This window comes from Magnetospirillum sp. 15-1 (genome assembly GCF_900184795.1).
Lineage (GTDB): Bacteria > Pseudomonadota > Alphaproteobacteria > Rhodospirillales > Magnetospirillaceae > Phaeospirillum.
In genome coordinates, this window is record NZ_FXXN01000014.1 from 76,369 (window position 1) to 102,503 (window position 26,135).

Below are 26,135 nucleotides of genomic sequence, written 5' to 3' on the forward strand. Positions count from 1 at the left end.
TCTTAAAGTTGACGAACACATGAAATGTATATGATTCGTATGTTCGCGGTCAACCGAATGCCGTAAAGCCGTCGCGAACCTGCCGCCACGGCCTACTCCGCCTCTTTCCGCAAATCCCGGACCCGCACCGCCTTGCCCTGCGAACGCGGCAGTTCGCCGGGCAGGCGGACGAGCACCTCCGAGGAGATGCCCACCAGGGATTTCAGGTGATGGCGGACCTGACGGGCCAGATGGGCGCGGTCGTCCTCGTCCCGGCTGTCCTCGGCCTCCACCTCCACGGTCAGGTGGTCGAGAGAGCCCTGGCGGGTCAGCGTCAGCAGGTAGTGGGGCGCCACGCCGGGGAAGCCGACCAGGGCCGCCTCGATCTGGCTGGGATAGACGTTGACGCCGCGGATGATCATCATGTCGTCGTTGCGTCCGGTGACGCGCAGGATGCGCACATGGGTGCGGCCGCAGGCGCAGGGCTCGTCGGTCAGCCGGGTGATGTCGCGGGTGCGGTAGCGCACCATGGGCAGGGCCTGCTTGGACAGCGTGGTGATGACCAGTTCGCCCTCCGCCCCCATGGGCAGCGGCTCCAGCGTCTCGGGATCGACTACCTCGAACAGGAAATGGTCTTCCCAGCCGTGCAGCCCCACCCGGTGCTCGCATTCGATGGCGACACCCGGCCCCATGATCTCGGACAGGCCGTACATATCGCAGGCCTTGATGCCGAGACGGCGGTCGAGCTCGGCCCGCATGGTCTCGCTCCACGGTTCGGCGCCGAACACGCCGATCGCCAGCGGGGCTTCGATCAGGCTGACGCCCATCTGCTCGGCCACCTCGGCGATATTCAGCGCATAGGAGGGCGTAGCCGCCAGGGCGCGCGCCCCGAAATCCATGATCAGGCCGATCTGCTTTTCCGTATTGCCGCCCGACATGGGCACCACCGAGCATTTCAGCCGCTCGGCCCCGTAATGGAAGCCCAGCCCGCCGGTGAACAGGCCGTAGCCATAGGCATTGTGCACCACGTCGCCGGGGCGCACTCCGGTGGCGGCCAGCGAACGGGCCATCAGCCCGGCCCAGGTATCCAGGTCTGCCTCGGTATAACCCACCACGGTGGGGCGGCCGGTAGTGCCGGAACTGGCGTGGATGCGCACCACCCGCTCTCTCGGCACGGCGAACAGGCCGAAGGGGTAGTTGTCGCGCAAATCGGCCTTCACCGTGAAGGGGAAGCGGGCCAGATCCTCGAGGTGCCGCAAATCGTCGGGCTTGACCCCGGCGGCGTCGAAGGCGGCGCGGTAATGGGGAACGTTGGCGTAAGCATGGGCCAGCAGGCCCCGCAGCCGCTCCAGCTGCAGCCGGGCCAAAGCCGGGCGGTCCAGCCGCTCCGCCTCGGGCGCGTACATGAAGGTTCCGCTCATACCGATCCCCCCTCCATAGGTCGAGGCGGGTTTATCGCCCGTGGCCAAGCCGTTCGCAAGGGTTTCGACCGGACGTCACTCCAGTTCCAGCACCATCTCGACCACGTCGGGGTCGTCCGAGCGCTGCTTCTTGAAACCGGCCTTGGCGGCCAGACGGATCATGGCATCGTTCTCGATCATGATCTGGGCATAGATCGCCCGGGTCTTGCGCGCGCGCTGATAGCGGACGATCTTGTCCATCAGAATGCTGCCCAGCCCGGTGCCCTTGACGTCCGAGCGCACCAGCGCCGCCAGTTCGGCCCGCTGGTTGTCGGGATCGGTGACGGTGCGCACCACGCCCAGGGTCTCGGGCTGTCCGTCCTTGTTGGCCCTGGTGGCGATGAAGGCCATCTCGCGCTCGTAGTCGATCTGGGTGAGTCGCGCCATCTGGTTATGATGGATCTGCCGCACCTGACCGAAGAAGCGCAGCCGCAGGTCCTGGGGCGTCATGCGGCTCATCATCTCGGAATGGGCGACGGTATCCTCGGGCCGGATGGGCCTGAGCGTGACGGTGGAGCCGTCATGCAGCCTGGCCGTCTCTTCCAGCTCGGCGGGATAGGGCAGGATGGAGAAGTGGCGAAGGTCGGTATCCTCCCACGGCGCCACCCGGATACGGGCATCCACCGCCAGGGCGCCGTGCTCGTCGGCGAACAGCGGGTTGATGTCGCAGGCGACGATCTCGGGATTGTCGGCCAGCATGCGCGACACGCGGACCAGCACCTCGGCCACCGCGTCCAGGTCGACGGCCGGGCGCCGGCCGTGGGATTGCAGCAGGCGCGATACCCTGGTCCGCCCGACCATGCCGCGCGCCAGCGGCAGGTTGACGGGGGGCAGGCCCACCGTGTGGTCGCGGATCACCTCCACGGCCCGGCCGCCCTCGCCGAACACCAGCACCGGGCCGAACAGCGGGTCGCAGGCCACGCCGACGATCAGTTGCCGCGCATTGGGGCGAAAGGCCATGCGCTGGACGGTGAAGCCGTCGACGCGGATTTCCGGCCGGCTCTCCTCGACGCGGCGCAGGATGCCCTCGGCCGCCGAGCGCACCGCGCTGGCGTCTTCCAGATTGAGCGCCACGCCGCCCACGTCCCATTTGCGGGCCACGTCGGGCGAGGCGATGGTCAGAGCCACCGGATAGCCGACCGCGTCGGCGGCGGCGGCGGCACCCTCGACATCGGCGGCCAGACGGGTGTCCTGGGTCCGGATACCATAGGCCGACAGCAGGGCCTTGGCGTCGGGCTCGGAGAGATTGCCGCCGGGCTGGTTGAGGCCGCGCCCGACGATCAGCCGGGCCGTGCCCTTGGCGGCGGCAAAGCCGCCAAGCTGCGAGGGCGGCGTCTCCATCAGCATGTCCTGGTTGCGCTGATAGTTGACCAGATGGCGGAAGGCACGGACCGCCCTGCCGGGCGTGTCGTAGGTGGGCAGCGCGGCTTCCGCGAACAGCTTGCGGGCCGGGGCGGCGGCTTCCTCGCCCACCCACGAGGTCAGCACCGCGCCGCCATGGCGCCTCTGCACGTCGATCACCGCCTGGGCGGCCTCCAGCCCGTCGGCCATGGCGTTGGGGGCATGGACCACCAGGGAGGCATCCACCTCCTCGGCCTCGATCAGCACGCGGAGCATGTCGGCATAGCGCTTGCCGCCGGCATCCACGCCCAAATCGACCGGATTGGCCGCCTTCCAGCCGCGCGGCATCAGGGCGGTGAGCTTGCGCAGGGTTTCATCGGACAATTGGGCCATCTGGCCGCCGCCGGGCCCGCCCATCTCGGCCAGGGCCATCATGGCGGTGCCGCCGCCATTGGACAGCACGGCGAGGCGGGCGCCCTTCATGGGCTTGGCGCGGGCCAGGGTCTCCACCGCGCCGAACAGCTCGTCGATGTCGTGCACGCGCAGCGCGCCGGCCCGGCGAATGGCGGCGTCGAAGGCGTCCTCGGGCCGCGCCAGGGATTCGGCCAGGAACGGTCCGATGGGATGGTCCTCGGCCTCGGGCACGGCGCGGACCAGCAGCACCGGCTTGTTGCGGGCGGCGGCACGCGCGGCGGGGATGAAGTTGCGCCGCGCCCCGATGGATTCGATGTAGAGCAGGATGGCCCGCGTCTGGTCGTCATTGGCCAGATAGTCCATCACGTCGGCGAAATCGATGTCGTGGGCATCGCCCAGGCTGATGAAGTGGGAAAAGCCGATGCCGCGCGGCCTGGCCCAGTCCAGCACGGCGGTGGACAGCGCCCCCGACTGCGAGACGAAGGCCACCTTGCCCGGAAGCGCGGGGACATGGGAGAAACTGGCGTCCAGCCGGATGCGCGGCACCAGCACGCCCAGCGCCCCGGCCCCCAGGATGCGCAGGCCCCAGGGCCGCGCCGCCGCCAGCATGGCGTCCTTGTCCACGTCGCCGGCGATGACCACGGCGGCCTTGGTGCCGCGTCGCCCCAGGGCGTCCAGCAGCTTGGGCACCGTATCGCCCGGCGTGCACAGCACCGCCAGATCAGGCGTCAGCGGCATGGTCTCCACGTCGCGATAGGCCAGCACGCCGGCCACGGCACGATGGCTGGGATGGACCGGCATGATGGGGCCCTTGAACCCGGCGGCCAGCAGGTTGCGCATCACCACGGCACCCGCCGAACGCGGCCGGTCCGAGGCCCCGATCACCGCCACCGAAGTGGGCTCGAACAGGAAGGAAAGGTTGTGAATGCTCATGGGAGTCGAGTTTCTGCCGCACTGCGGAAATTGCAAGCCTCCTTTTGCCGCCATCACGGATGGAACCGACACGCCTGCGGGATGACGGCGAAAGATCGGGGGAGTCGAATCCGGGATTTTTCTCCTCCCTTCCCGCCGGAGCGGCCTTGGTCTATGGTGCGCCGCTTAAGGGGTTCGCCGTAGATTCGGGATTGTGTCCAGATGCTGAGAATGGCCGTTGCCGCATTCCTCCTCTCCCTCGCCTGCGCCGCGCCGGTCCTGGCCGCCGACGAAGGCCCCGCTCCCGCCCCCCTGGTCCAGCCCCTGCCGTCCGCTCCCCCGTCTCCCGCCGAGGAAACCCCCGGCTTCCAGGCGGTGCGCCCCCTGCCCGGCGCCGAGGTCCCCGCTCCGGTAGCGGCTCCGGTGACAGTTCCGGTGACGCCCCCCGCTCCGGCTCTAGCCCCGGCCGTACCGGTGATGGCCCCGCCGCCTCCCCCGCCGCCGCCTCCCGTGGCGACGCCGGCGACCGAGTCCGGCCTGCTGCCCCTGCTGGCCCAGAGCGGGGTGGCGGCACTGATGATCGCCCTCGGCGCCCTGGTGGCCGGACTGGTGGGTATCGCCACCGCCAATGCCGGGCGGCGCCGCGACGAGGCCAACCGCCGCAAGTCGGCCGCCGCCACACTGGTGATCGAGCTGGAAGCCCGCATCCAGGCCTTCGAGGCGGTGCCGGTCCCGCCCAATGCCGAGGCCGGCGTGTCCTTCGTCTCCGCCGTCGTCGCCCTGGCCGACCTGGATTACGGCTGGCGGGCGGTGCAAGGCGCCCTCTATCTGCTGCCTGAACGTCTGGCCGGCCATCTGGCGGTGCATTACGCCGCCGTCCACCACGTGGCCAAGTTCATCAAGGGCCAGTCCTTCGCCGCCGGCCTGCGCATGCTGCAGGCCAACCGGATCGGCGGTCATCCCTGCCCCGATGCCGGCACCATGCGCGAGGCCCATGTGGAACTGGCCGCCGCGTTCCGTGGCCTCGATAAAATCGTCATGGGTCTGAAGTCGACGTCCTGACGCAAGCCGATCGCCAAACGGGATCGGCGCCCCGATCAAAATAAGTAAACCAGTACCGGAATACATAAATGACCCCCCGCCGGAAGAACTCTCTTCCGGCGGCCAGTCATTCACGCCCGAACATTACCTGGACAAAAGTGATGCGTTCCCGATTCAAGTGGCGTCACTCTTGTTGTGCGATGCACCAAGATCGGGCTTGGCATATGGAGAGCCGCTCAAGAATTTTGTGGTTATTTCAAGGATATTGCTGCTGCGCAGCACCCCATGGCCACCCCTTATATGATACAAAACTTTTGACACAAACGGCATAGATGTAATATAACTGAGGAAATCAAGGGGCGCCGAAACAGGCCGTCCCGCCATCCATCCGGGAGGATTTCCTTATGAAGAGCTCGCTGGTCGCCGGTCTGACCGCCACCCGCCGTTATGAGGTCGACAAGGGCCGCACCATCGGCTTCATGGGCGACGAGGCGCGGGTCTACAACACCCCGGCGCTGATCTACGACATGGAGGTCACGGCCCGCGACCTGCTGCTCGAGCATTCCGATGCAGGCGAGGATTCGGTGGGCACCCGCGTCGAGGTCGACCATCTGGCCCCGACCCTGCTGGGCCAGTGGGTCGAGATCACCGTGACCATCGAAGAGGTCAAGGGACCGGGCGTGACCTTCTCGTTCACCGCCAAGGACTCGCTCGACAACATCGGCAAGGGCGTGCACAAGCGCTTCGTGGTCGGCGTGGAGCAGACCAAGGCCCGCCTGCTGGCGAAGGCCGAAAAGGCCAAGAGCGCATCATGAGCGCCGCCCCGGCCGGGGGTGGGGGGAAGGTCGAGAAGGTCCAGACGTACTGCTACCAGTGTGTGGCGGGCCCTGACCTCATGACCGTGAAGGTGGTCGACGGCGTCGCCACCGAGATCGAGCCCAATTTCAAGGCGGCCGATACCCACCCGGCCGAGGGCAAGGTTTGCGTCAAGGCGTTCGGACTGATTCAGAAGTCCTATACGCCGCACCGCATCCTCACTCCCATGAAGCGGACCAACCCCAAGAAGGGGAAGGACCAGGACCCCGGCTTCGTGCCCATCTCGTGGGACGAGGCGATGAGCACCATCGCCGAGAAGCTGAAGACCATCCGCGCCGAGGGGCTGGTGGACGCGGCCGGCTATCCCAAGTTCGCCGCCTCGTTCGGTGGCGCCGGCACGCCCACCCAGTACATGGGCTCGCTCACCGCCTTCCTGTCGGCCTGGGGCCCCATCGATTTCGGCTTCGGCTCGGGTCAGGGCGTCAAGTGCTATCACTCAGAGCACCTGTACGGCGAATTCTGGCATCGCGGCTACGTGATCACGCCGGATACGCCGCGCGTCAACTACATCATCAATTGCGGCGCCAACCATGAAGCGTCGGGCGGCGTCTGCGGCGTCTACCGCCACGCCGAAGCCCGCGCCCGCGGCGCCAAGCGCATCCAGGTGGAACCGCATCTGTCGGTGACCGGCGCCTGCTCGGCCGAGTGGCTGCCCATCAGGCCCAAGACCGACGCCGCCTTCCTGATGACGCTTCTGAACGTGCTGGTCCACGAGGCCAAGCGCGAGCGCCTCGATCTGGAGTTCCTGAAGAACACCACGTCGAGCCCCTATCTGATCGGCCCCGACGGCTGGTATCTGCGCGACCCCGAGACCAACAAGCCGCTGCTGTGGGACGAGAGGACGGGACGCGCCGTACCCCACGACACCGCCGGCGCGACTCCCGCCCTGGAGGGCCGCTTTACCGTCGCCCGCGCCGTGACGCTGGGCGCCGACGACGAGCGCTGGGAGCACACCGACGTCGAAGGCGTCACCGCCTTCACCAAGTTCGCCGAGCACATCAGGGACTACACGCCCTCCTGGGGCGCCAAGGTCTGCGACGTGCCCGAGGCGAGTATCCGCAAGATCGCCAACGAGTTCCTCGACAACGCCTGCGTCGGCCAGACCATCGACATCGATGGGCAGACCATGCCCTATCGCCCGGTGGCGGTGACGCTGGGCAAGACGGTCAACAACGGCTGGGGCGGCGCCGAGTGCTGCTGGGCCCGGACCATGCTGGCCGTGCTGGTGGGCGCGCTGGAGGTTCCCGGCGGCACCATCGGCACCACCATCCGCATCAACCGCCCGGCCGCCAACCGGCTGGAAAGCTTCGAGGGCTGCCTCGACGGCTTCATGGAATACCCCTTCAATCCCACCGACAGGGACACCTGGAAGGCCAATCCGATCATCCGGAACGCCTACAAGATGCTGGTGCCGCTGGTGGGCAATTCCTCGTGGAGCCCGGCGCTGGGGCCGACCCAGTTCTCGTACATGTTCCTGGACGAGCCCCAGGATCAGATTCCGCGCGCCACCTTCCCGGAATTCCTGCTGGTCTACCGCACCAATCCGGTGATCTCGTTCTGGGATACCGACCGGGTGGCCGACGTGGTGTCGCACATGCCCTTCGTGGTGTGCTTCGCCCATACCCGGGACGAGACCAACCACTTCGCCGACATCTTGCTGCCCGACGCCACCGACCTGGAAGGCACGCAGCTGATCCGCATCGGCGGCACCAAGTTCCAGGAGCAGTACTGGAAGACCCAGGGTTTCGCGCTGCGCCAGCCCAGCGTCAAGCCCCAGGGCGAGGCCCGCGACTTCACCGACATCGCCACCGATCTGGCGGTGCGCACCGGCCTGCAGGAAAAGTACGTCGCGGCCATCAACCGCGGCTCCCACGGCGTGCCGCTCAAGGGTCCCAAATGGGATTTCAGCCTGCCGCTGGACAAGGTTCCGACCCTGGAAGACGTGTGGGATGCGTCCTGCCGCTCGGCTTCCGCCGAATTGACCGACGGCGCCGAATCACAGGGCCTGGACTGGTGGAAGCAGAACGGCTTCCGCACCATTCCGTTCCCGGAAACCAACTGGTTCCTGACCCCGGCGCTGAAGGCCAAGGGCCTGCGCTACGAGCTGCCCTACCAGGAGCGCCTGACCCGCATCGGCCGTCAGTTGGGCAACCGCCTGAAGGAAGCCGGCATCACCTGGTGGGATCACCAGCTGACCGAGTACCGGCCGCTGATGGACTGGCACGACTTCCCCGGCTATTGGGAACAGAGCGTGGTCGAGCACGGCGGCAAGGTGGAGGATTTCCCCTTCTGGGTGGTCACCGCGCGGTCCATGCAATACGCCTGGGGCTCCAACATGCACATCCCGCTGATGCGGGAAGTGTCGGGCAACATCAAGGGCCATGACGGCGTGGTGATGAACCCGGAAGCCGCCCGCAAGATCGGCGTCAAGGAGGGCGAGCGCATCGTCGTCACCGCGCCCACCGGCAAGAGCGTCGCCGGCCGCGTGGTGCTGTCCCAGGGCATCCGCCCCGACACCATCTTGATGATGAGCCAGTTCGACCACTGGGCCACCCCGGTGGCCAAGGACTTCGACGTGCCCAGCATGAACCGCCTGACCGCCATGACCATGCAGTTGACCGACGCCACCGGCTCGGCCGCCGATCTGTCCAGGGTCGCCATCCGCAAGGCGCGACCTGACGAGCAGGGGTGGCGGGGCGAGCAGAGGAGGCGGTCATGACCAAATGGGCCATCGTCGCCGATCTGGGCCGCTGCGTCGGCTGCCAGACCTGCACCACCGCCTGTCGTCATGCCAACGCCACGCCGCCCGGCGTGCAGTACCGCAAGGTGCTGGACATGGAGGTGGGCACCTTCCCCGACGTGCGCCGCGTCTTCGTGCCGGTGGGCTGCATGCATTGCGACGAGCCGCCGTGCCGCGACGTCTGCCCGACCACGGCGACCACCAAGCGCGCCGACGGCATGGTGATGATCGACTACGACATCTGCATCGGCTGCGGCTATTGCATCGTCGCCTGTCCCTATCAGGCCCGCTACAAGGTCTCCAAGCCCACCTTCGCCTTCAAGGACGCCGAAACGCAGAATGAGCGGGCGCGTTACGACGAACGCTTGCTTGGCGTCGCGCAGAAGTGCACCTTCTGCGTCGACCGGGTCGATTACGGGCTGGCCAACGGGTTGACCCCCGGAGTGGCGCCGGAAGCGACTCCCGCCTGCGTCAATTCCTGCCTGTCCAAGGCGTTGACGTTCGGCGACACCGAAGACCCGAACAGCAACGTCAGCAAGCTGTTGAAGCGGTACAAGTCGTTCCGCATGCACGAGGAACTCGGGACCGGTCCCAACATTCACTATCTGTGGGAGACCGAGGACGAATGAGCGAGGATTTCGAAGACGCCCCCGGCATGCGCCACCTGGGCCTGTCCCCCTGGCTGCAGACCGCCTGGGATCTGCGCGCCGCCGGCAATTTCATCGGCGGCGGGTCGGGTACCGGCCTGCTGATCCTCACCTCGCTGGGCGCCTTTGGCGGCCTGTACAGCCGGGTGCTGCTGATCGCCGGCCTCGCCCTGGTCGGCCTCGGCCTGTTCAGCGTGTTCCTCGAGATCGGCCGTCCCCTGCGGGCGCTGAACGTCCTGCTGGGCGGCAAGCGTAGCTGGATGACGCGGGAAGCCTTCGTCGCCGGCGTGCTGTTCCCCCTGGGCGCCGCCGCCCTGATCTGGCCCGATCTGGCCAAGCTGGTGTGGATTCCGGCCGTGGCCTATCTCTACTGCCAGGCCCGCATCCTGGAAGCCGCCAAGGGCATTCCCACCTGGCGCTCGCCGCTGATCCTGCCGCTGACCATCGCCAGCGGTCTGGCCGAGGGTGCCGGTGTCCTGCTGGTCCTGGGCACCCTGGTGCTGGACGGCGGGGCGCCCGAATGGGTAGCCGGCACGCTGGTCGCCACCATCGCCGCCCGCATCTTCGTGTGGATGTTCTACCGCCGCCGCATGGTGGAGGGCGAGGCGCCGGTCGAGGCGGCCGCCGTGCTGATCCGCTTCTCCATGCCCTTCACGCTGGGCGGCAACATCATCCCCATCGCCTTCCTGGTGATCGCCGGCATCCAGCCGGACATCCGCGCCGCCGCCCTGGCCGCCGCCGGATTGGCCGCCATGGCGGGCGGCTGGGCCATGAAGATCGTCATCGTCACCAAGGCGGCCCAGAACCAGGGATTCGCCATCAACCATTCCCCCGCCCGCGGCGGGGGGACGTCCGGCCCCGGCTTCAAGCCGGGCTGGCGCGAGGTCCCGAAGGACAACAGCAAGAAATAAGCATCGCCCGGCCGGTGGGAGCGTCTCCCTATTTCCGTGCGCGAGAGCGAGCGAAAGAGAGGAGAGGCTTTTGATGGTCAAGACTTTGGATGCCGCGGCGCTGGGCGTTGCGGTGGGCGAGAGCGGCGACGACCTGCGCGTCGTCCTGATCAACACCCGTGAATTCGGCATGGTGCTGTCGGCCGGGCTGGGGGCGCGCGACGCCGCCCTGGCCGAGGGTGTGTTCCACAAGGACCGCGCCGTCATCCACGCCTCGGTGGAACTGACCGATGGCGCCGGCTTCCTGGCCCGCTTCAAGCGCACCTTCGCCTACCAGCGGCTGGCGGCCCGGGGCAATGCCCCCGACGCAGCGCTGGAGCGCTGCTTCGCCGCCCTGATCGATTTCGGCCGTTCCGAGGCGGCCGGGACCACCGGCGAGGTGGTTCTGGAACTTGCCGCCGACAAGGCGGGCCTGCGCGGCTCCGTCACCTCCCGGCCTTGCGAGGCGGCCCCCACCCGGCTGGCCCGGCCCATCGCCAAGATCGACAAGCTGATCCATCCGGAAAAGATCGGCATCATCGGCGTGTCGGCCAACGGCATGAATTTCGGCCGCATCATCCTCAAGAACCTGATGGGCAGCGGTTGCCCCAAGGAACGGCTGGTGATCATCCGCCCCGAGGAGACCGAGATCGACGGGGTCAAGTGCGTGGAAAGCCTCGCCGCCCTGCCGGCCAAGCTGGACCTGCTGATCGTCGCGGTGCCGTCGGGCGCCGTCTATCCCCTGGTGGATGAGATCATCGCCACCGACAAGGTTCATGCGGTGATGCTGATCCCCGGCAGCCTGGGCGAGACCGAGGCCAGCCGCGAGCCGGCCGCCGCCCTGGCGGCCCGCATCAACGCCGCCCATGGCAAGGGCGACGGCGGCCCGGTGTTCCTGGGCGCCAACTGCCTGGGCGTGGTCAGCCATCCCGGCGGCTACGATTCGTGGTTCATCCCCCTGGAGCGCCTGCCCAAGCCGCAGAAGAAGGCCAAGCGTAATTCGGTGCTGCTGTCGCAGTCCGGCGCCTTCATGATCACCCGCCTCTCCCGCAATCCGTGGCTGGACCCCGCCTACATGCTGGCGCTGGGCAATCAGACCGATCTCACCCACGGCGATCTGCTGACCTATTTCACCGCCCGCGACGATATCGAGACCATCGGCATCTATGTCGAGGGCTTCAAGGACGGCGACGGCCTCGACTTCGTGCGCGCCGTGCGCCGCGCCGTGGCCGGCGGCAAGCAGGTGGTGGTCTACAAGTCGGGCCGCACCGATGCCGGCGCGGCCGGCGTCATGGGCCATACCGCCTCGGTGGCCGGCGACCCGGTGCTGTTCGAATCGGTGGTGCGCCAGGCCGGCGCCATGGTGGCCGAGGACGTCGACACCTTCGACGACCTGTTCTACATCGCCGGCGCCTTCCACCATAAGACCATCGGCGGCAACCGGGTGGGCGGCATCTCGGGGGCCGGCTTCGAGGCGGTGGGCATCGCCGATTCCACCGTCGCCGAAACCTTCCGCCTGGAGATGGGGGAACTTACCCCCGCCACCGTGGCCAAGGTGCAGCAGATCCTGGTGGACAAGAAACTGGACGCCCTGGTCACCGTCAGAAACTCCATCGACATCAATCCCGGCGCCGACGACGAGTGCCACCTGTCCATCACCGAGGCCTTCGCCCAGGACCCCAATATCGACGCCGTGGTGGTGGGCATGGACCCCACCGCTCCGTCGGTCATGGCCCTGGTGGAGAGCAAGCTGCGTCCCGGCTGGGACCTGGCCAATCCCAAGAGCAGCCTCCACCTTTTCCCGCCCATCGTCGAGCGTAACGACAAGCCCATCGTCGCCATCGTCGACGGCGGACCGCTCTACGACACCATGGCCGCCGGGCTGATGGACAAGGGCGTCTGCGTGTTCCGCAACTGCATGCGCGGCACCAAGGCCCTGACCCGCTATGTCGAGGCCCGCCTCTACGCCGATACCCTGAAGGGGAAGTAGCCGCTCCTCGCCACCGTCATTCCGGCAGCGCACCCGCGCTGTCGGGGATGACGGCGGGTCCTGGCGAAGATCAGGCCGAGGGCCTCTTCTTGTCCGCCTGGGCGGCCTCGGCCTCCAGGGCTTCGTTCTCGGCGCGGATGGACAGCCGCCGCTGGCCGGCAAAGCGCTGGTCAAGGCGTACCGCCCCCACCACGGCGGTGAACAGCGCCAGCCACACCACCCGGTTCTGATAACGGTCGTGGGGATTGGACAGCGCCCCGCAGACGATGGCGTTGCCGATGATGGCCGCCACCACGACGATCGCCAGCCCGGTGGTGGTGCGGTCGCGCCGCCGCCATGCCACCGCCAGCAGGACCAGGGTCACCAGCTCGGCCGCCTGATTGATGGGAATCTGGAAGGCGTTCATGGTGTGGAAATCGATGGCCGGGCGCCGCTGCTGGCGGGCGAAGCGGAACTGCTTGAACTCGTCGGGATAGCGCCGCAACTGGGTCTTGACGAAGTGCCAGGTCATGGGCACCAGGTCCTCGCCGCTCTCGATGGAATCGATCTGTTCCCAGGTGTTGGCCGCCGCCGCCTTCAGCACGTCCAGGGGAAACAGCCGGATGGCCCCCGAGACGATGCGCCCTGATTCGTCGTGCATGGCGGTCCAGCCGCCCAGCTCGTCGAAAGGAGAATCCCCCCACAGAAACTCGTCGGCGGTGCGCGGCAGTTCGTCCTTGTGGTCGCACATCTCCAGGTCGGCACCCTGGGGGCAGACCTCGTCGAGATACTTCTTGGCGATGCCGTTCTGGACGAACAGGGCCAGTTGCAGCACCTGCCCCGATTCGGAAAACACGAAACGGCCCATGATGAAATAGTGGCTGACCGGCACCGTCAGGATGCCGCAGACGATGGCCACGATCGGGCCGATCATGCGGGGCCGGGGCATGCGCAGCAGGAAGCGCGACCCCAGCCACACCACCGCCAGGACCAGCAGCAGACCGGCCGCCACCGCCACGTGGCTCATATGGACGCAGATGGCGATCGCGGTGATCACCGTCAGGGCGAAGCGGCGCCAGGGCTGCAGCCCCTCGCCGAAGGCCAGGGCCGCCACGCCCAGGACGGCGACACCGGCGAAGACGTCGGCCAGCACCTGCGACGACACCCAGGGCAGGCCGGTGAACAGGGCGATCGCCAGCCCGACGCCCAGGAACACCATGTGGCGCCAGCGGCCGATGAAGCCCATCACCGCCTCATGCAGCACCCAGGTGGTCAGGATGGCGTGCACCAGGGGCATGGCCCACAGGGTGCCGAAGAATTTGGCGATGGAGCAGAACAACCCGTAGGTCATGATGCGCCAGATGATCGGCTGGAAGGAGAACGCCATCTCGACGTAATCCTCGCTGTCGAAGTAGATCAGCGGATAGCCGTTCCAGATGGCCGGCGCCATGAGCAGCAGCACCACCAGCACGAAGGTCAGGGTGTGATACCCCAACTTCCAGCCGGTAAGCGGTACCCTGCTCATACCGGTCAGCCCCGCTTCCAGGTGGTGCCGCCGGCCCCATCTTCCAGCACCACGCCCTTGGCCGCCAGATCCTGGCGGATACGGTCGGCTTCGGCGAAGTTCCTGGCCTTGCGGGCTTCGGCACGGGCGACGATGGCCGCCTCGATCTCGGCATCGGAGGGACCGTCCGCGGTGCCGGTTCCCTTGAACCACGCCTCGGGGTCCTGGTAGAGCAGGCCCAGCAGGTGCCCGGAGGCCAGCAGGGCGCCCTTCTTGCGCGCCTTGTCCTCCAGCCCCGTGGCCTTATTGAGGGCACCGGCAAGCTCGTGCAGATGGCTGATGGCCAGGGGCGTGTTGAGATCGTCCTCCAGCGCCGCCAGCACCTCGAGCGGCACGCCGGCCTCGTAGCCGTTGGCATCGACGTCGGCGACGGCGCGGAGCGCGGTGTAGAGACGGTCCAGGGTCGCCTTGGCCTGCTTCAAGCCGTCGGCCGTCCAGTCGAAGGGCTGGTGGTAGTGGGTGGCGAGCATGGCGAGGCGAATGGCTTCGCCCCCATGCACCGGATTGGGCGCCTGATCCAGCAGGTCGCGCACGGTGAAGAAGTTGCCCAGCGACTTGGACATCTTCTCGCCTTCCACCATCAGCCAGCCGTTGTGCAGCCAGTAGCGGGCGAAGGGCTTGCCGTTGGCGCAGGTGCTTTGCGCGATCTCGTTCTCGTGGTGGGGGAAGACCAGATCCTGGCCGCCGCCGTGGATGTCGAAGGTCTCGCCCAGATGCTGCAGGCTCATGGCCGAGCACTCGATATGCCAGCCCGGCCGCCCGCGTCCCCAGGGAGAATCCCAGCCGGGCAGGTCGTCGGACGACGGCTTCCACAGCACGAAGTCGCCCGCGTCCTTCTTGTAGGGCGCCACCTCGACGCGGGCGCCGGCGATCATCTCGTCCTTGGAGCGGCGCGACAGCATGCCGTAATCGGTCATGGCGCCCACCGCGAACAGCACGTGCCCCTCGGCGGCATAGGCGAAGCCCTTGGCGACCAGCGTCTCGATCATGGCGACCATCTGGCCGATATGGGCGGTGGCGCGCGGCTCCACGTCGGGCATCAGGCAGTTCAGCGCGCCGATATCCTCGTGGAACATGGCGGTGGTGCGCTCGGTGATGGCCGAGATGGTCTCGCCGGTGGCCTTGGCCTTGGCGTTGATCTTGTCGTCCACGTCGGTGATGTTGCGCACGTAACGCACCGACGGATACAGCGTCTTCAGCAGGCGGTAGAGCACGTCGAAGACGATCACCGGCCTTGCGTTGCCGATATGGGCCCGGTCATAGACCGTGGGACCACAGACATACATGCCCACATGGCCGGGAGTCAGCGGCTCGAAGACGTCCTTGGTCCGGGTCAGTGTGTTGTAAAGAACCAACGGCACGGTATCAGTCTCCTTAAACCTAAGCCCTCAAGCGCCGGGCGCGGGCCTCCGCCCGCTTGGCTCCCGCGCCGTAAGGCGCGCGGCCCCTTGGGCCTATCCAGGTCTCGATGAGACCTGGCCTCAGGCAGTCTCGCCCATCAGCCGCGCCCTCGCCCGGTCGGGACCGATGAGAGGTAGCAGAGTCTTCAACTCGGGTCCATTCTCGCGCCCGGTCAGCGCCAGCCGCAGCGGGTGGAACAGCGCCTTGCCCTTGCGGCCCGTCGCCTGCTTCACCGCTTCGGTCCAGGCGCCCCAGGTGGCGTGGTCCCAGGCTCCGCCGGGCAGCAGGCCGGCGGCGGCCGTGGTGAAACCGGCGTCCTCGATCACCGGGGTCAGTTGCTGGCGGCAAATGGCCCACCATTGCTCCGCCTCCGCCAGATGGTTGAGGTTGCCGCGCACCGCCAGCCAGAATTCCTCGTCGGCGCCGGCAATGCCCAGCCGTTCCCGCACCTCGGCGAAGGAGGCGGTGTGCATCAGGCGGGCGTCCAGGCGCTCCAGTTCGGCCGCATCGAACTTGGGCGTGCCGCGCCCGAATTTGTCCCAGGCGAACTCGGCGGCCAGTTCGTCCAGGGTGTGGCGGATTTCAATGGCGTCCGAGGTTCCCAGCTTGGCCAGCAGGGAGTTGAGCGCCATGGGATGAATTCCGGTGGCCCGCAGGTCCTTCAGGGAACCGCTCCCCAGACGCTTGGACAGCCCCTCCCCGCTTGCGCCGGTCAGCAGCGGCAGATGGGCGAAGGCCGGCGGCGTGGCGCCCAGGGCCTGGAACAGCTGAATCTGCGGCGCGGTGTTGGTGACGTGGTCCTCGCCCCGGATGACGTGGGTCACCCCGAACTCGATGTCGTCCACCACGCTGGGCAAGGTATAGAGGAACGAACCGTCGCCCCGGATCAGCACCGGGTCGGACAGATTGGCGCCGTGATAGTGGCTGGCGCCGCGCACGCAATCGTCCCAGCGCACGTCCTGGTGCTCCAGCTTGAAACGCCAGTGGGGCTTGCGCCCTTCCGCCTCGTAGCGGGCGATGTCGTCGGCGGAAAGCTTCAGCGCGGCGCGGTCGTAGACCGGCGGCAGGCCGCGTCCCAACTGCACCTTGCGCCGCAGATCAAGCTCGTCCGGCGTCTCGTAGCAGGGATAAAGCCGCCCCGAAGCCTTGAGCCGTTCGGCGGCGACGGCATAGCGGTCCAGGCGGGCCGACTGGCGCTCCAACCGGTCCCAGTCCAGACCCAGCCAGCGCAGATCGTCCTCAATCGCCTCGGCGAATTCGGCCTTTGACCGCTCCAGGTCGGTATCGTCCAGGCGCAGGATGAAGGTTCCGCCGCCGGCCCTGGCGCACAGCAGGTTGAGCAGCGCCACGCGGGCGTTGCCCACATGCAGCAGCCCGGTGGGGCTGGGGGCGAAACGGACGACGGGGCTCATATCAGCGCCGTGAAGGCATTGGTGATGGGATAGCGGCGGTCCTTGCCGAACGAGCGCGATGAAATCTTGACGCCGGGCGGGGCCTGGCGGCGCTTGTACTCGGCGCGGTCGAGCATGCGCCAGACCCGGCGCACCACCGCCTCGTCGAAGCCGGCGGCGACGATCTCGGCGACGCTCTTCTCCTCCTCGATCATGGCTTCCAGCATGGCGTCCAGTTCGTCATAGGGCGGCAGGGTGTCCTGGTCCTTCTGGTCCGGCTTCAGTTCGGCCGAGGGCGGCTTGGCGATGACGCGGTCGGGCATCACCCGGCCCTCGGGCCCCAGGCAGCCCGGCGGACGGTGGCCGTTGCGCCAGGACGACAGGGCGAACACCGTGGTCTTGTAGACGTCCTTCAGCACCGCGTAGCCGCCGCACATATCGCCGTAGAGGGTGGCATAGCCGCAGGACATCTCGCTCTTGTTGCCGGTGGACAGCACCATGGGGCCGAACTTGTTGGAGATGCCCATCAGCGTCAGCCCGCGCGAGCGCGACTGCAGGTTTTCTTCGGTGATGTCGGGGGCCTTGCCCTCGAACAGCGGCGCCAGCATGGCCTCGAAGGCCCCCATGGCCGGGCCGATATTGACGGTATCGAGGCGCACGCCCAGCAGGCGGGCGCATTCCGCCGCGTCCTCCAGGCTTTCGTCCGAGGTGTAGGGCGACGGCATCATGACGCACCAGACCTTGTCGGGGCCAAGCGCATCGGCGGCGATGGCGGCGCAGATGGCGCTGTCGATGCCGCCCGACAGGCCCAGCACCACGCCGGGAAAGCCGTTCTTGCCCACATAGTCGCGCAGGCCGGTGACCAGCGCCTGATAGACGCCTTCCAGGCGCGAGACGGGCGGAGCCTTGGGACCTTCGCAGCGCCAGCCGGTGGGCTCGCGGGTCCAGCGGGTGATCACCACCTCGCTCCGCCACGGCGCCACGGTCACCGCGGTCTTGCCGTCGCCGCCCAGCACGAACGAGGCGCCGTCGAACACCAGTTCGTCCTGGCCGCCCACCTGATTGACGTAGACCAGCGGCAGACCGGTCTCCTCCACCCTTCCCCGCGCGTGATCGAGGCGCTTGGTCGGCTTGTCCATCTCGAAGGGCGAGCCGTTGGGTACCACCAGGATTTCGGCGCCGCTCTCCCCCAGGGTCTCGGCCACGTCCTGGTACCACATGTCCTCGCAGATCATGATGCCCAGGCGCACGCCCCTAAACGATACCGGCCCCGGCGCCGGGCCGGGCTGGAACACGCGGACCTCGTCGAACACGCCGTAATTGGGCAGGTGATGCTTCAGCCGCGTGGCGGCGATCCGCCCGTGGTCGAGCAGCAGCGCGGCGTTATGGAGCTTGTCCTTGACCCGCCAGGGGGCGCCGATCAGCACGGCCGGGCCGGTTTCCGTCTCGGCCGCCAGCTCGTTCACCGCCGCCTCGCAGGCGTCGAGGAAGGCGCCCTTCAGCACCAGATCCTCGGGAGGATAGCCGCACAGGGTCAACTCGCCGAACACCACCAGGTCGGCGCCCTGCTCCGCCGCCAGGGTGCGGGCGGCGCGGATGAGCCCGAGATTGCCGGCCACGTCGCCGACCACGGGATTGATCTGAGCAAGCGCGAGGGTCAGGGAATCGGACATAGGACGGATGGCACCATGGAAATGACAAAGGCACACTAGGGAGCGGCTTCCCCCCTGTCAACGCGCCGCTGCCGCCGCCTGGAAGCGCCCGGCCGGGCCGGCCGCCCGACACCGGGGTGAACGACGAAAGCGAGACTCCTTTAGGCCGGCGCGCTATCGTCTTGTCATGCCCATTCGACGTCCACCGCCCCAGGACCCGTCTCCCGAAGCCGACCCGCGCTGCTGCCAGGGGGTCGGCACCACCATGGTCGGCCATTTCGCCACACGGCTGGAGGTCGAGGCGGCCAAGGCCGGCGGCAGCCTGACCGCCCACCAGATCCGCATCCTGGCCCAGCGCTTCGTGGAATCCGAACAGCCGCGCTTCAAGGCCTATTACCGGCGGGTCTGGGACGATTGCACCCGATCGAGGGAAGCCCTGCGCTGGGAAGGCGCCCGCGACCAGCCGTTCGAGCGCATCCTGATGCGCCGTTTCGCCCACCTGTTCCCGCCGCGCAGCGGTGATGACGGCGGCGAAGGCGTCTTGTCGCGACGGATGATTCCCGGCTTTCACCTTGCCGTCGACAAGATGATCGGCCCCTCCATGTTCGAGCAGTGCCGCCAGCGCTGCGCCGCCATCCTGGACCGCCATCCGGGGACCGGCGGCAGTCATGACTGGCGGGCCATCCATGCCGATCCCGAAGCGGCAATGCTGATCGACGACGTTCTGATGGTGGTGGCCCACACCTTCGCGGATTTCAGGAAACGCCGGGCCTGGTTCATGGACCTGATCAATTCCCGCCTGACCCCGGCCCGCGGCGGGGGGCGAGACGAACACTGGCAGTTGAACGAGGCGGCCTTCGCCGCCCTGATGTGCGCCCTGTTCGCCGACCTGGGGGCCAGAGCCCATGCCGACCCCGCCCGGATCAGGGCGCGATGGGGCGACGCGGCGCACGAGACGCTCTGCCGCTTCATCCTTCATCTCGAGCGCCCGCTTTCCTGATGCCGCCACCGCCGGTCAGGAGCGGGAAAATATGTCTTTTCTTCCGATGATTGTTTCTGCATCCTCCGCGACGCACCAGGGGAGAGGGGCAAAACCGTGGCCATCATGGTTCCGGAAACGGTGGACGGGCTCGGCGGGCGCCGCTTCGAGGCGAAGCGTGGCGTCTGGGCCGAACTGCGACGCCAGTTGTCCGACGACCATGTGGTCTTCGCCTGCTCCACCCAAGCCGACGAGCCGACCCCCGATTTCGTGGTGCTTGGCCCCCGGGGCCTGGTCTACATCGCCGTGACGCCCGGTATCCTCGACGTCCTGGCACCACCGGCCCCCGGCGTGATCTGGACCCATCGCGGCGGCGACGGCTACTTCATCGGCGCCTTTGGCGCCGACGGCCTGCAACGCGCCGCCGACATCCTGGAGCGTCGCCTGCTGTCGACGCTGCCATCCTGCCACCACCGCCGTCCGGGCGAATTCGGGCGGGGTCTGCTGCATGTCCTGCCCGACACCATGCCCGCCTATACGCCGGGCATCGATCTGGCGTCACCCGACCGCCGGGTCCTGATCAATTCCGATCTCGGCCGCCTGGGCGAGTGGGTTGACCGGGCCGGCGGCGACCTCCCGGCCAATCCGGCCATGCCCGCCGAACTGCGCCGGGACCTGGGGACGGCGCTGTCCCGCATGGCGGAGCCGACGGGTTTGCTGCCACACGGAATATCCCGCAGGCGAAGCGCGCTGGCCGCGGCGGGACTGGCGGCGGCCCTGATCGTCGCCCTGGTCTCCGAGCGGGTCGGCTCCGGCCCCACCCTGCCCAACGGCAAGGAAAACGAAATCCAGGATGGACGCGCCGTCTTCACCCTGCCCACCTTCGTGCCCGCTCAGGCGGAATGGGCGGTAAGGAACGCCGTCGAGGTGGCCTGGGACGATCCCGACCGTCCCATCCGATGGCGCCACGGCGAGTTGACCGGCACCGTCCAACAGCTCCCCCGGGACGGCCGCCCCTGCCGGGCCTTCCGCATCGGCCTGGACCTGGGCGGCGCCGCGCAATTCGAGGACCGGCGGTTCTGCCGGTAAGGACTGGGACTCGACAAATTCGGGGTTAAATTCCCGCGCCGGCCTCGATGATGCCGGTCTGGCGTTCCACCTCGACCAGCAGGGTGTGCAGTTCCGCCTCGGCGAAGCCGTCGCTTTCCAACTGGCGGATAGTGTTGATCAGATAGTCGCGGTTCAGCCCGCCCTGGCCCTCGGCATCCATGATGATGGCCGCCGCCTGCTCCAGCGGCAATTGTCCGGCATAATGGTGATGCCCCGTATCGGCGACGAAGGTGTAGGCCTCGACCACACGACCGTCGTCAAGGCCGACCGGCAGATGGCGTGCCACATAGGCGTAACCGACCAGTTCGCGTTCATTGAGGTAGTCGATCACGTCCGCCGCGCGGGCCGCTTCCACCCGGAAGGCCAGCCCCCGGCACGAACCGCCCGTGTCCAGGCCCAGCACCAGTCCAGGCCGTTCCGGCGTGCCGCGCCAGTGTCGGGAATAGACGCAGAAGTCGCGGTGCCAGCCGTCGAGGCGGGCCCGGCAGACTTCATCGGCATCGAAGCCCGGCCGCCACATCAGCGAACCGTAGCCGAATACCCAGAGATCGCGGTCCTTGGTCATGGAAGATCGTGGCGTTACAGTCGGGATCAAGAATAGCCCCCGCCCCCGGCCGGGGTGAGGAAAGGGAGCGAAGAATGACAGATCGGGCCGCCGCCATCCAGGGCGACGACACATTGACCGACGCGGATCGCCTCGGACTCTATCGGGTGTTGCTGTCGCGGCGCGACGTGCGCGGCCAGTTCCTGCCCGATCCCATCCCCGACGAGGTGCTGGCCCGCATCCTGGTGGCCGCCCACCATGCCCCCTCGGTGGGCTTCATGCAGCCGTGGAGCTTCATCCTGGTGCGTTCGCCCGAGGTCCGGGGCCGCATCAAGGATGCCTTCGCCAAGGCCAACGACGAGGCCGCCGGCATGTTCGAGGGTGACGCCCAGGCCACCTACCGCTCGCTGAAGCTGGAAGGCATCCTGGAATCGCCCGTCAACATCTGCGTCACCTGCGACCGCGACCGGGTGGGGCCGGTGGTGCTGGGCCGCACCCACATTCCCACCATGGACCTCTATTCCACCGTCTGCGCCGTGGAGAATCTGTGGCTGGCCGCCCGCGCCGAAGGCCTGGGGCTGGGCTGGGTCTCCATCATCTCGGAGCCGGCACTGAAGGAGATTCTCGGCCTGCCCGAACGCGTGGTGCCGGTGGCCTATCTCTGCCTGGGCAAGGTCAGCCACTTCTTCGCCCAGCCGGAGCTGGAGACACGGGGCTGGCGCAAGCGCCTGCCGCTCGCCGATCTGGTCAGCCTGGATCGCTGGGAAGGCCCCCGCGACGAAACGCTGGGCGTGGCGCTGGCCAAGGCGCAGGAGAAGGCGGAAGGCGGAGACTTGGCCTGATCACGCCCCGCGCAGGGTGAAGAACATGGTCGTGCCTTTTCCCGGTTCCGATTCCATCCAGATGGCGCCGCCGAAGCGATGGACGATGCGGCGACACAGCGTCAGGCCGATACCGGTTCCCTCGGTCTCGGCGGCCGGATTGAGGCGCTGGAAGATCTCGAAGACCTTGTCGTGGTATTGGGGCTCGATGCCGATGCCGTTGTCGGCCACGGCGAAGCGCCAATATCCCGGCTCGGCCGGCTCGGCGGTCACCGAAATCCTTATGGGACGCCCGGCCGAGCGGTACTTGATGCTGTTGCTCAGCAGATTCTGGAACAGGCTGACCAGATGGGACGGCACCGCCGCCACCTCGGGCAGTTCACCCACGCAGATTTCCATGCCGCTCACCTCGAGTTCCGGCCCGAGATTGCTCAAAGCCTGGGCGACGGCCTCCGATGCCGAGGTGGGTTCCAGCGGGCCGGTCTGGCGTGAAGCCCGCGAGTACTCCAGCAGATCGAAGATCAACTGGGTCATCTTCTTGGTATTGGCCACGATGAAGCCGATGAAGTCGTCGGCGTCGGAATCCAGCCGCCCCTTGTAGCGGCGCTCGAGAAGCTGGGTGTAGCTGACGATATTGCGAAGCGGCGTCTGCAGATCGTGGGACGCCACGTAGGCGAACTGCTCCAGATCGGCATTGGAACGCTTGAGCGCCTCGTTCTTTTCCTGCAACTCCGCCGTGGCGCGGGCGCGCTCATCCTCCAGGCTGCCCAGCTTTTCCGCCATGCGGTCCAGCTCGTCCAGCACGCTGTTTCCGTCGCCGAAAGGAGAAGACGAGGAGACGGAAAAATCCCCCTGCCCGATACGGGTGATCCGCTCGTGCACCTCGGGCACCGTGCCGCCCAGGATGGAGCGGGCCTCGGCATAGGTCAGCCAGAGCAGGGTGCCGACCCCCACGGTGAAAGCCATGAAGACCAGACGTAGGACAAAGGCGACGTTCTCGGCATGGCGGACGGCGGCCAGCGTCCGCCGCTCCACCAGATCGTTGAACTCCCGGATGGGCGCCATGATCGCCACCTTGGCCCGAAGGTACCCCTCGTCATGGAGCAGGCGGATGGCCTTCACATGGGCCGCCTGATCCTCCGGACCGGCGGCCTCGATCAGGCGCATGGCCTCGAATTCGCGGGCGGTCAGGGCATCCGACAGGGATTTCGCCTCGATCAGCCGGCGAAACTCCTCGTCGGTGAAGCCCGCCCGGCGCATCAGGTGCATGAGGGGTTCGCCATTCCCCACCTCGGGGCGCCTGAAGCCAGGGGTGAACGGCGCCAGATGCCAGTAGAAATTGTCGTAATTGTCGGGCCGCCGCCTGAGCCCCTCGCGGATGTCGAGGATGTCCTGATAGGCCTCCTTGAAGGAGACGTCGCCGGTGGCGACATAGGAGCGGACCATCCGGGTCAGGTTGTCGGAGGATTGGCGCAACTGGTCGGCCAGACGGTAGGAAAGCTGCCGCTGTTCGTTGGCGCGGTCGATCTGTTTTTCCCCATAGACGTAGACGGCGAAGGAAAGCACGAACGCCACGAACAGGAGGCTCGTCTGCCAGACTCTGTGGGATAATCCTCGCCCGCCGCCATCCTTCAGCATTAACCGGCCATTCCCCCGCCATAGCCTATTCCTAATATCATAATGCATATTCGGCAGGGCGAGAAGGCCGGCGGCCTTACAGAACCCTGACGAAGCGGCACCACTGGAATTTCTGAACGTTCCCGCCCGGCGTCACATGCTCGTGGCGGGCCTCCTCCACCAGACGGAAGTCAGGTCCCAGCAGGGCGGCAAGGCTGGCGGCATCATGACGGCAAACGGGAAGACCCGAGCATTTCTGCGGCCCGTCGGGCGCGAAGGTGGCGAGGACCACCGTCGCCCCCGGCCCCAGCGCCGCCTTCATCACCTCCACGTAGCGGGCCTGATCCGCCGGCTGGTCGAGGAAATGCAGCACGGCGCGGTCGTGCCACAGATCGAACAGGCCGGGCACCGGCCGCCAGCCCAGCACGTCCGCCTCGATCCAGGTGACATCGTCGCCCATGGGGCCAAGGCGCTCCGCCGCCTGGCGCAGCGCCGCCTCGGCGATGTCGAGCACCGCCACATGGACGTAGCCGCGCTCCAGCAGGCGATCCACCAGGACCGAGGCGCCGCCGCCCACATCGATGATGGCGGCATCCCGGCGCAATCCGGCGGCGGTGATCATGGCCAGCGAAGGGGCGGGATCGTCCTGGTACCACGACACCTCTTCCGGCTGCTTGGTGGTCCAGACCGTCTGCCAGTGGGTGGCTGCGCCGCTCATTTCGATCCTCGGATTTTTCATGGCCGTATCTCGTTGTCCGGGCTGGAAATATACCGCACGGAGTCGTATAGAGAACGGCTCCGTTTCGCCACGGTGAAACGCGCAGCGAGAGAACGACTTTTCGTTTCGCAAGATGCGGAACGCCAGGAGATTGAAGTCCCATGTCCGAGAACTGGTCGCCGGAAAGCTGGCGCGCGAAGCCGATCCATCAGGCCCCCACCTATCCCGACGCCGACAAGCTGGCCGAGGTCGAGGAGCGCTTGCGCGACTTTCCGCCGCTGGTCTTCGCCGGCGAGGCCCGGCGCCTGAAGGCGTCCCTGGCCGACGTGGCCGACGGCAAGGCCTTCCTGCTGCAGGGCGGCGATTGCGCCGAAAGCTTCGCCGAGTTCCACGCCAACAACATCCGCGACACCTTCCGGGTGCTGCTGCAGATGGCGGTGGTGCTGACCTATGGTGCCGCCATGCCGGTGGTCAAGGTGGGCCGCATGGCCGGACAGTTCGCCAAGCCGCGCTCGGCCGATACCGAGACCATCGACGGCGTCACCCTGCCCTCCTATCGCGGCGACAACGTCAACGGCGGCGAATTCACCGCCGAGGCCCGGATTCCCGATCCCGAGCGCATGATCCGCTCGTACAACCAGTCGGCCGCCACGCTGAACCTGCTGCGCGCCTTCGCCCAGGGCGGCTATGCCGACCTGCACAAGGTGCACCAGTGGACGCTCGGCTGCGTCGCCGGCACGCTGCAGGCCGCCCGCTATCAGGACCTGTGCGACCGCCTGGACGAGACGCTGGCCTTCATGGAAGCCTGCGGCATGACCTCGGACACCACGCCGCAACTGCGCGAGACCGATTTCTTCACCTCGCACGAAGCGCTGCTGATGCCCTATGAGCAGGCGCTGACCCGCATCGATTCCACCACCGGCGACTGGTACGACTGCTCGGCCCACATGCTGTGGATCGGTGAGCGTACCCGCCAGCTGGACGCCGGCCACGTGGAGTTCCTGCGCGGCGTACAGAACCCGCTGGGCTTCAAGGCCGGTCCCGGCATGAGCCCCGACGACCTGCTGCGCCTGATCGACCGCCTCAACCCCGGGAATGAATCGGGCCGCATCACGGTGATCACCCGCATGGGCGCCGAGAAGGTGGAACAGGTCCTGCCCGGCCTGATCCGCGCCGTGAACCGCGAGGGCCGCAAGGTGGTGTGGTCGTGCGATCCCATGCACGCCAACACCATCAAGGCGGCGGGCGGCTACAAGACCCGGCCGTTCGACGCCATCCTGGCCGAGGTGCGCGCCTTCTTCGCCGTGCACAAGGCCGAGGGCAGCCATGCCGGCGGCGTGCATTTCGAGATGACCGGCCAGGACGTCACCGAGTGCACGGGCGGCATGACCGCCATCGCCGAGGCGGATTTGGGCGACCGTTACCAGACCGCCTGCGACCCGCGCCTCAACGCCACCCAGTCGCTGGAACTGGCGTTCCTGATCGCCGAGCAACTCAAGGAAGAACGCGCCCAGGCCCGCCTCAAGGCCCAGGCCAAGAGCCGCTGAGGATTTACCGATGACCTTCTCCGCCCCCATCACCGATCGCTGGTTCGAGGATTACGTGCCCGGCGCCATCCACGAATTCGGCTCCATCGCCGTGGAGGAGGAGGAGGTCATCGCCTTCGCCAAACGTTACGACCCCCAGGACTTCCATACCGATCCGGTGGCCGCCAGGGACACCGTCTTCGGCGGCCTCATCGCCAGCGGCTGGCAGACCTGCGGCCTGATGATGCGGCTTTACGCCGAGCACTACCTGACCAAATGCGCCAGCCTGGCCTCGCCCGGCGTCGACGAATTGCGCTGGGTGCGCCCGGTGCGGCCCGGCGACACCCTGTCGGTGCGGGTCAGCATCCACGACGCCGTCCCGTCCAGATCCAAGCCCGATCGCGGCGTCGTCACCTCGTTCATCGAGGTCCTCAACCAGAAGGCCGAAGTGGTGCTGAGCATGCGGGCGGTCAACATGATCGCCAGACGCAATCCCGGTTGAAT

20 protein-coding genes are annotated in these 26,135 nt (G+C 67.5%); 11 read left to right on the forward strand and 9 right to left on the reverse strand.

The window, feature by feature from the left end; all coding sequences use genetic code 11:
• Positions 1-92: 92 nt before the first annotated feature.
• Positions 93-1,400, reverse strand: coding sequence for a phenylacetate--CoA ligase (locus CP958_RS02220; RefSeq protein WP_096700383.1), 1,308 nt, complete (start codon positions 1,398-1,400; stop codon positions 93-95).
• A 75-nt stretch (positions 1,401-1,475) separates the two neighbouring features.
• Entirely contained in the window at positions 1,476-4,127 is a 2,652-nt protein-coding gene (locus CP958_RS02225) for a bifunctional acetate--CoA ligase family protein/GNAT family N-acetyltransferase (protein WP_096700384.1), read from the reverse strand.
• Positions 4,128-4,337: 210 nt separating this feature from the next.
• Here CP958_RS02225 and CP958_RS02230 point away from each other — a divergent pair, with 210 nt between their 5' ends.
• From CP958_RS02230 to CP958_RS02255, 6 genes are all read left to right on the forward strand, one after another.
• Positions 4,338-5,168, forward strand: coding sequence for a hypothetical protein (locus tag CP958_RS02230; protein WP_242442697.1), 831 nt, complete (start codon positions 4,338-4,340; stop codon positions 5,166-5,168).
• A 383-nt stretch (positions 5,169-5,551) separates the two neighbouring features.
• Entirely contained in the window at positions 5,552-5,962 is a 411-nt protein-coding gene (locus tag CP958_RS02235; RefSeq protein WP_096700386.1) for a LysR family transcriptional regulator, read from the forward strand.
• The gene (locus tag CP958_RS02240) at positions 5,959-8,742 is read left to right on the forward strand and encodes a molybdopterin-dependent oxidoreductase (protein ID WP_096700387.1); all 2,784 of its coding nucleotides are present in this window, start codon (positions 5,959-5,961) and stop codon (positions 8,740-8,742) included. Before CP958_RS02235 ends, CP958_RS02240 begins: the two co-directional genes overlap by 4 nt.
• Complete coding sequence (locus tag CP958_RS02245; protein ID WP_096700388.1) at positions 8,739-9,392, forward strand: 4Fe-4S dicluster domain-containing protein; 654 nt, start codon at positions 8,739-8,741, stop codon at positions 9,390-9,392. Before CP958_RS02240 ends, CP958_RS02245 begins: the two co-directional genes overlap by 4 nt.
• On the forward strand, positions 9,389-10,321 hold the full coding sequence (locus tag CP958_RS02250) for a dimethyl sulfoxide reductase anchor subunit (RefSeq protein WP_096700389.1): 933 nt from the start codon (positions 9,389-9,391) through the stop codon (positions 10,319-10,321). Before CP958_RS02245 ends, CP958_RS02250 begins: the two co-directional genes overlap by 4 nt.
• Before the next feature lie 73 nt (positions 10,322-10,394).
• Positions 10,395-12,329 carry a CoA-binding protein gene (locus tag CP958_RS02255; RefSeq protein WP_096700418.1) on the forward strand — a complete coding sequence of 645 codons (1,935 nt, stop codon included), beginning with the start codon at positions 10,395-10,397 and terminating at the stop codon, positions 12,327-12,329.
• A gap of 70 nt (positions 12,330-12,399) precedes the next feature.
• Here CP958_RS02255 and CP958_RS02260 read toward each other — a convergent pair whose 3' ends face one another.
• From CP958_RS02260 to CP958_RS02275, 4 genes are all read right to left on the reverse strand, one after another.
• Entirely contained in the window at positions 12,400-13,833 is a 1,434-nt protein-coding gene (locus tag CP958_RS02260) for a hypothetical protein (protein ID WP_096700390.1), read from the reverse strand.
• A 5-nt stretch (positions 13,834-13,838) separates the two neighbouring features.
• A complete protein-coding gene (cysS, locus tag CP958_RS02265; RefSeq protein ID WP_096700391.1) occupies positions 13,839-15,233 on the reverse strand; it encodes a cysteine--tRNA ligase in 1,395 nt (464 codons plus the stop codon).
• A 120-nt stretch (positions 15,234-15,353) separates the two neighbouring features.
• Positions 15,354-16,685 carry a glutamate--tRNA ligase gene (gene gltX, locus CP958_RS02270; RefSeq protein ID WP_096700392.1) on the reverse strand — a complete coding sequence of 444 codons (1,332 nt, stop codon included), beginning with the start codon at positions 16,683-16,685 and terminating at the stop codon, positions 15,354-15,356.
• Positions 16,682-18,337 (reverse strand): NAD+ synthase, encoded by a 1,656-nt coding sequence (locus CP958_RS02275; protein WP_096700393.1) that lies wholly within the window; start codon positions 18,335-18,337, stop codon positions 16,682-16,684. Before CP958_RS02275 ends, gltX begins: the two co-directional genes overlap by 4 nt.
• A 166-nt stretch (positions 18,338-18,503) precedes the next feature.
• Here CP958_RS02275 and CP958_RS02280 point away from each other — a divergent pair, with 166 nt between their 5' ends.
• Together CP958_RS02280 and CP958_RS02285 are read left to right on the forward strand one after the other, a co-directional pair.
• Positions 18,504-19,316 (forward strand): hypothetical protein, encoded by an 813-nt coding sequence (locus CP958_RS02280; RefSeq protein ID WP_096700394.1) that lies wholly within the window; start codon positions 18,504-18,506, stop codon positions 19,314-19,316.
• Between the two features lie 105 nt (positions 19,317-19,421).
• Positions 19,422-20,384, forward strand: coding sequence for a hypothetical protein (locus CP958_RS02285; protein ID WP_096700419.1), 963 nt, complete (start codon positions 19,422-19,424; stop codon positions 20,382-20,384).
• A 25-nt stretch (positions 20,385-20,409) separates the two neighbouring features.
• Here the strand turns inward: CP958_RS02285 and CP958_RS02290 are convergent, their stop codons facing one another.
• Positions 20,410-20,970, reverse strand: a complete 561-nt coding sequence (locus CP958_RS02290) for a gamma-glutamylcyclotransferase (RefSeq protein WP_096700395.1) — start codon at positions 20,968-20,970, stop codon at positions 20,410-20,412.
• Positions 20,971-21,044: 74 nt separating this feature from the next.
• Between CP958_RS02290 and bluB the strand changes: the two genes are divergently transcribed.
• Complete coding sequence (bluB, locus tag CP958_RS02295) at positions 21,045-21,791, forward strand: 5,6-dimethylbenzimidazole synthase (RefSeq protein ID WP_096700396.1); 747 nt, start codon at positions 21,045-21,047, stop codon at positions 21,789-21,791.
• Here bluB and CP958_RS02300 read toward each other — a convergent pair whose 3' ends face one another.
• Positions 21,792-23,345: an ATP-binding protein gene (locus CP958_RS02300; protein WP_242442698.1), complete on the reverse strand. Its 1,554-nt coding sequence runs from the start codon at positions 23,343-23,345 to the stop codon at positions 21,792-21,794.
• A gap of 139 nt (positions 23,346-23,484) precedes the next feature.
• Entirely contained in the window at positions 23,485-24,105 is a 621-nt protein-coding gene (locus CP958_RS02305; RefSeq protein ID WP_096700420.1) for a class I SAM-dependent methyltransferase, read from the reverse strand.
• A 161-nt stretch (positions 24,106-24,266) separates the two neighbouring features.
• Between CP958_RS02305 and CP958_RS02310 the strand changes: the two genes are divergently transcribed.
• On the forward strand, positions 24,267-25,652 hold the full coding sequence (locus CP958_RS02310; protein WP_096700398.1) for a 3-deoxy-7-phosphoheptulonate synthase class II: 1,386 nt from the start codon (positions 24,267-24,269) through the stop codon (positions 25,650-25,652).
• A gap of 10 nt (positions 25,653-25,662) precedes the next feature.
• A complete protein-coding gene (locus CP958_RS02315) occupies positions 25,663-26,133 on the forward strand; it encodes a MaoC family dehydratase (RefSeq protein ID WP_096700399.1) in 471 nt (156 codons plus the stop codon).
• Positions 26,134-26,135 lie beyond the last annotated feature (2 nt).

Excerpts from the sequence above, each read along its gene's own strand:
- CP958_RS02220 (WP_096700383.1), bottom strand. The coding sequence starts at position 1,400 with ATGAGCGGAACCTTCATGTACGCGCCCGAGGCGGAGCGGCTGGACCGC.
- CP958_RS02225 (WP_096700384.1), bottom strand. The coding sequence starts at position 4,127 with ATGAGCATTCACAACCTTTCCTTCCTGTTCGAGCCCACTTCGGTGGCG.
- CP958_RS02230 (WP_242442697.1), top strand. The coding sequence starts at position 4,338 with ATGGCCGTTGCCGCATTCCTCCTCTCCCTCGCCTGCGCCGCGCCGGTC.
- CP958_RS02235 (WP_096700386.1), top strand. The coding sequence starts at position 5,552 with ATGAAGAGCTCGCTGGTCGCCGGTCTGACCGCCACCCGCCGTTATGAG.
- CP958_RS02240 (WP_096700387.1), top strand. The coding sequence starts at position 5,959 with ATGAGCGCCGCCCCGGCCGGGGGTGGGGGGAAGGTCGAGAAGGTCCAG.
- CP958_RS02245 (WP_096700388.1), top strand. The coding sequence starts at position 8,739 with ATGACCAAATGGGCCATCGTCGCCGATCTGGGCCGCTGCGTCGGCTGC.
- CP958_RS02250 (WP_096700389.1), top strand. The coding sequence starts at position 9,389 with ATGAGCGAGGATTTCGAAGACGCCCCCGGCATGCGCCACCTGGGCCTG.
- CP958_RS02255 (WP_096700418.1), top strand. The coding sequence starts at position 10,395 with ATGGTCAAGACTTTGGATGCCGCGGCGCTGGGCGTTGCGGTGGGCGAG.
- CP958_RS02260 (WP_096700390.1), bottom strand. The coding sequence starts at position 13,833 with ATGAGCAGGGTACCGCTTACCGGCTGGAAGTTGGGGTATCACACCCTG.
- gltX (WP_096700392.1), bottom strand. The coding sequence starts at position 16,685 with ATGAGCCCCGTCGTCCGTTTCGCCCCCAGCCCCACCGGGCTGCTGCAT.
- CP958_RS02275 (WP_096700393.1), bottom strand. The coding sequence starts at position 18,337 with ATGTCCGATTCCCTGACCCTCGCGCTTGCTCAGATCAATCCCGTGGTC.
- CP958_RS02280 (WP_096700394.1), top strand. The coding sequence starts at position 18,504 with ATGCCCATTCGACGTCCACCGCCCCAGGACCCGTCTCCCGAAGCCGAC.
- CP958_RS02285 (WP_096700419.1), top strand. The coding sequence starts at position 19,422 with ATGGTTCCGGAAACGGTGGACGGGCTCGGCGGGCGCCGCTTCGAGGCG.
- CP958_RS02290 (WP_096700395.1), bottom strand. The coding sequence starts at position 20,970 with ATGACCAAGGACCGCGATCTCTGGGTATTCGGCTACGGTTCGCTGATG.
- bluB (WP_096700396.1), top strand. The coding sequence starts at position 21,045 with ATGACAGATCGGGCCGCCGCCATCCAGGGCGACGACACATTGACCGAC.
- CP958_RS02305 (WP_096700420.1), bottom strand. The coding sequence starts at position 24,105 with ATGAGCGGCGCAGCCACCCACTGGCAGACGGTCTGGACCACCAAGCAG.
- CP958_RS02310 (WP_096700398.1), top strand. The coding sequence starts at position 24,267 with ATGTCCGAGAACTGGTCGCCGGAAAGCTGGCGCGCGAAGCCGATCCAT.
- CP958_RS02315 (WP_096700399.1), top strand. The coding sequence starts at position 25,663 with ATGACCTTCTCCGCCCCCATCACCGATCGCTGGTTCGAGGATTACGTG.